This window comes from Flavobacterium esculini (assembly GCF_048284325.1).
Lineage (GTDB): Bacteria > Bacteroidota > Bacteroidia > Flavobacteriales > Flavobacteriaceae > Flavobacterium.
On sequence record NZ_JBLVPI010000037.1, the window covers coordinates 1 to 5,025 of the forward strand.

Genomic DNA, 5,025 nt, shown 5'->3' on the forward strand with positions numbered 1-5,025 from the left:
TCTTGATATTCTCTCTCTAGACTTTACGATAACTCCATAGTTCCTGCCAGTGACCGGTTCCGTTCAACACGGTTTTCATTGTTCGTGCTGCGCACGCAACGAAAACCTAGCTGTTGGTGGCAGTTTTTAGTTTATATTTATTGGAACTGCATAAGGATATTTTACGAATATACCACGTTGGTATGCAGGTTGACACCTTGGCATAATACTTATTATTCTTATTGCTTCTTCATTTAATTTTTCATTTGTAGTACTTTCGATTTCTATTTCTGTAGCAAATCCTTTTGAATCGATTTTGAATTTAACTTTTACTCTTCCTTTATTCCCGTTGCTGTTAAAATTATTTCCAATAAATTCATAAAGTTTGTTTACTCCTCCATAGAACATTGGCATAACTTGATCAGCATTTAAAAAATAATATTTTTTTATTTCTGAATCGATTTCCTTTCCATTTTTGTCAATAAAGAGTTGTGCTATTATCTTCCTTTCTATGAAAATTGCAAGTTATTGTTTTTGAATCTTTGTATATTTCTAATTTGTCTTCATTATTATATGATGCAATTAACTTCGAATCTTTATAAAAATTTGTGTTTGAAACATATTCTCCATTTTTAAATTCACAAGTTATTAAAACTTTGTTCTCTTCATCAAACAATTTCCAGATTCCAGTTTGATTATTGTTTTCATCTAGTCCGTTTATTTTTTTGCCATTATATTCAATTATATTTTGTGAGAATACAGTTGCTGCACAAATTAGGAAAGTAATTAAAAATACTTTTTTTTTCATATTCAATTTTTTATGCTTTTTCAGGTTGTTTCTCGGTAAAATAGCCACCAACGTCAGTATGTCTAATAACTTAATGTATACGAACGAGACACTCGCACCAACCTAGTGTGTGACACCTGTTTGCGATAGTTATATTGTATTCCGGCGTCTTTTCATTTTCCTTTTAGGCGGTTTATAATCTGCAAAATATTCCTTTAATAAATTCTCTTGTTCAATGCAAGTTGTGAGATCAGTGCTGCAATTATATATGTAATCGTATAATTTTTTGGTATCCGTTACTGAATATTTAATCTTATATGAAGGTTTTTTTGAAAATTTATTTAGTTCTATTTTTCTTTTGGATAATCCTTTAGAACGAAGATGTTTTTCTAAGTCCGTAATAAAATCAATTGATCCAAATGAAAATGTAGAAAATATTGAATTTTTATATGTTGAAACATAGCCTTTTCCTGACCAAACACCTCGAATAAAATGTGAATATAATTCTGTTGGAAGATATGGGAATTTAATTTTATCATTTTTTTTCTCAACCATTCCCAAATCAATTAAATCTTCAATGACTATTTCATTTCCAACATGCAAATAAAATAGTTCACCTTGCTTAACTTCTCCATAATACTTTTCTTTAATATGATTGACTTTAGCTTCTGATTGGAAAATGAGTTTAATATTTTCAATTTTCACTTTATCCTTACTATAAATTCGAAGATAGTTTAAGCCTGTATTTTTGTGAAAACCTAAAAATCCATCTGTAAAAATGTATCCTAAAAGAAATGCTGATTCTTCATTTAAATTAGTGAAAGTATCTTCGTTGATTTTCTTTTGTTCCAGTGGTAAACTCATAAAGTAATTTGTCGATCTAGGATTTCTAATAATTATCGCCAACGTCAGTATGTCTAATAACCTTCAAACTGCGTTTTTTTATTAATTTTTAATGTAAATATATGTGATTTAAACTACAATTATTTTTCTTTTTGAAAAAAGAAGTTTGATTTAGCTTTTCAAAAAAGGAGTAGTAAAAAGCGTTAAAAAGTGCTCCTAAAGCACAAAAATATAAAGCCATACTTCGTAGATATTGTTTTTAGTAGATTTGGATCAATCATATTAAAAATCCGGTGCAGATTGTAGGCTAAAAAAATCAATCCTAATTTGCGCACTGTTATGGGCACAGTTTAAAAAACTGCCTTTAAATATTCATCATGATCTTTATATTCTGATAGATGATACATAAACTTAAATGTATCTTCAATAATTTTCTGTTCTGTATTCAATTCTATTGAAGCTTTATAGTGTTCAATTGCATTTTTTAATTGCTTTTCGTTACTCGAAGCTACAAATCTTTTCGATTGGGCAATAACACATGAGTTAATGTTTGTAAATAGTATTCCATCAAGAAAGTTAGGTGATTTATCAGACAATATCAATAGTTTATTTTTTGATAATGGGAAAATCATTTCGTCAAATACATTATTCATTGATATGTTAGAATTATTTATTAAAAATGGATAATCCCCAACTAAAAAACTTGATTCTTCATTAGTCAAAGTAATAACATACCATTTATCAAATAAACGTCTACTTTCTTCAAAACTTCCATCTGATAAAGCTATCATCTGTTTAAACATTTTTTGGATTTCAACATCTTGCAATACTTGTGTCTTTATTTCAGGAATTTGATTATCATCGACTTTCTCACCGTTTTCGTTTTTAAATCCAAAATATTTGTTTGATAGACCTTCTTTGTTTACAAGTTCAATAAAAAGTTTATTTGATTGTGGAGACCTCCAGAATAAGTGATTTATGAAATATAAAACTTCAAATTTTTCAAGAGCAGTTAAAGTTTGATTTATATCTCCTGATTGTATTTTTGAAAAAATTGGTGATAATCTTGTATCTAATGGTGTATAATAAGGCTCTTCAATTGTTAATAAAATTCCGTCTCTTGTCTTATAATTATTTAAGTCTTTTTCATAGAATTTACTTTCTGGTTTTTGTTTCAATAAAATAGAATCTTTAACTTTATCATAAATATAAATTAGTCCCTCATCATCCGCAAAACCTTTGAGAAAAAATACAGGAATATAATGATGTCTTTTGGAATATTTTCTCTTAACGAATGGTTCTTTCATTATCGTTTTTTTTAGCTTACCGTTAACATTCCCTTGCTACAAGTGGTTTTGGAGTTTAATAAAGCCTTATTTTCGGATTTGCCTAAACATCCCAAACACAAAACCATTTTCCCATTAAGCCTATTGTCCAAATCCGTTGTAGTACCTGTCAGGCGATCATTTTAGTTATCTAATATCGTAAAATCCATTGTATTTAATAATGTTCTTATAGAAAGATTTTGTTCCTTCATCCAGTAAAATAGATTGTTCAATAATTCTTCTCTAATACATAGAAAATATACAGGTCTATTTCCAATTTCATCCTCATCTAGATAAACTAAATCTGCATTTTCTAAAATGTTTATTTCAATTAGCATTTCTCGATTAGAAATGTTTAAAAATTTTTCTAATGCTTCTGGGAAAATTTTTATTTTGCCGTCATTGTAATAATCATTACCCATTTTTCCGCGGTCAGTAATTATCGAAAGTATTTCTCTTGTGACTCTTGGAACTGATGCTAATTTCTCATAAAGTTCGTTCAATTCTTTTTTGCTAATATTATATCCAGATTCAGAAGTATCTCCAATGAATTTGACGCCATTTTTTGGTAATGACGATGCTTTTATTTCGATTGCGTTATAATATGAGCTTTCGAAATTACCTTTTTCGTCAATTGGTTCAAGTTCAATTTTAACTTGTCTAAATTCTCTTTGAAACAAAGAGTATATTATTTCTAATTTTTGAATATCAAGTAAAACAATATCTCTTAATAAAGAATCAATATCTTGAATATTTGTTGCTTCATTGAATGAATGCTTTTTGCATAATTTTTTATCTATTGTATAAGAACCCTGTTTTTGACCAATTATGAAAACATTGATTAAATCATATTCTAATTTTTGCTCTTCAGTAATCTTTTTTAGAGTTTCATTAATTTTAGGAGATGTTTTTTGAGATGTTATTTGATAAGCAGATTTACTTTTTTTATCACCTAAATCTAGGCCTGGAACATTACTTCTTGTTTTATTTAAATTTTGTAAATTTAATGAGTAAGTTGTATTTAACAATTCTCTTAAAAAATCTTCGCAGTATTTTGTTAAATCAAATTGGCCTAATTTATTCCTCGTTTCTATTTGATATTTTAAGCTGGCTAAATCATCAACTATTTTCCCAATAATTATTCCTCTTGTAATCATCTAATCGTGTTTTCTTTCTGCTTTATAAATGTCGCCTAACTTATATGTATGACAAAATCATGCAAAGCCACCCAATTTTGGGTAGATATGTATGATTTTGTCATACAATATTCATTAACAAATATATAATAATTATCCTATAAATCATCAAAATGGCTTTATTTATTGAATGCTTTTTCTCACTTATACAGGGTAGATTTCAGTTGTATTTGAGTAACTAATGAATATCTCTTAAATAGGTTCCGTTTTCTAATAGATGAGTAGTATAAAGTTAACCGCGTTGCAAACGCTACTATTTACCAAGCAATTTAAATAGGCACTAGATGCAATCAAGCACCAGAGAACGTGGACAAACGAGGTCCAGTGGGGTTATTTATATCCCCAAATTTCAAATTGCTTTTTAAGATCATAAAATATCTCTTTCATATTCTTAATATACTCTAGATACAGTACTCCAGATATATCGGAAGGAATTTCTAAATCTCCAGTCTTGATTATAATAATTCTTCTGTTTGGCTGATCTTGAAATTTTCCTAAAAAATAGCCAAGTTCTAAAATTACATTTTGTCTTGCTCTTAATTTTCCATTAGCATTATCATCTGGGGTGAAAAGAATTATTGCTGAAGAACAATCTTTTGCTAAACGTTCAAATTTTACTATTATAGTTTCTAATGAAACATTAGGTTCTTCTTGAAGAACGATAGGCTCCATTCCAAGATCATCTTTTAATATTTTACTAATTTGTAGTCTTGCTTTGTCATCATGACCATGAACGATAAATACTTTCTTTGAATCGACTTTAACTTTTGGGACGTTAGTGCAAATTCCAGTGATATTGACCACCCAATTCCAATTTAAAGTGACCACCTGATTCCAATTCAAAATGACCACCTAATTCCGGAGCAAAATGACCACCTCCATTTTTCATTAAAAA

At 28.5% G+C, this 5,025-nt stretch carries 6 protein-coding genes; all 6 read right to left on the reverse strand.

The window, feature by feature from the left end; all coding sequences use genetic code 11:
* Nucleotides 1-126: 126 nt before the first annotated feature.
* Complete coding sequence (locus ACNQGG_RS17135) at nucleotides 127-393, reverse strand: energy transducer TonB (RefSeq protein WP_417966046.1); 267 nt, start codon at nucleotides 391-393, stop codon at nucleotides 127-129.
* Nucleotides 394-457: 64 nt separating this feature from the next.
* Nucleotides 458-787, reverse strand: a complete 330-nt coding sequence (locus tag ACNQGG_RS17140; protein WP_417966048.1) for a hypothetical protein — start codon at nucleotides 785-787, stop codon at nucleotides 458-460.
* A 129-nt stretch (nucleotides 788-916) separates the two neighbouring features.
* Nucleotides 917-1,630, reverse strand: coding sequence for a hypothetical protein (locus ACNQGG_RS17145; protein ID WP_417966050.1), 714 nt, complete (start codon nucleotides 1,628-1,630; stop codon nucleotides 917-919).
* 329 nt (nucleotides 1,631-1,959) lie between these two features.
* Entirely contained in the window at nucleotides 1,960-2,916 is a 957-nt protein-coding gene (locus ACNQGG_RS17150) for a DUF4238 domain-containing protein (protein ID WP_417966052.1), read from the reverse strand.
* A 161-nt stretch (nucleotides 2,917-3,077) separates the two neighbouring features.
* Nucleotides 3,078-4,091, reverse strand: a complete 1,014-nt coding sequence (locus ACNQGG_RS17155; protein ID WP_417966054.1) for an SMEK domain-containing protein — start codon at nucleotides 4,089-4,091, stop codon at nucleotides 3,078-3,080.
* Nucleotides 4,092-4,460: 369 nt separating this feature from the next.
* Nucleotides 4,461-4,934, reverse strand: coding sequence for a TIR domain-containing protein (locus tag ACNQGG_RS17160; RefSeq protein ID WP_417966056.1), 474 nt, complete (start codon nucleotides 4,932-4,934; stop codon nucleotides 4,461-4,463).
* Nucleotides 4,935-5,025 lie beyond the last annotated feature (91 nt).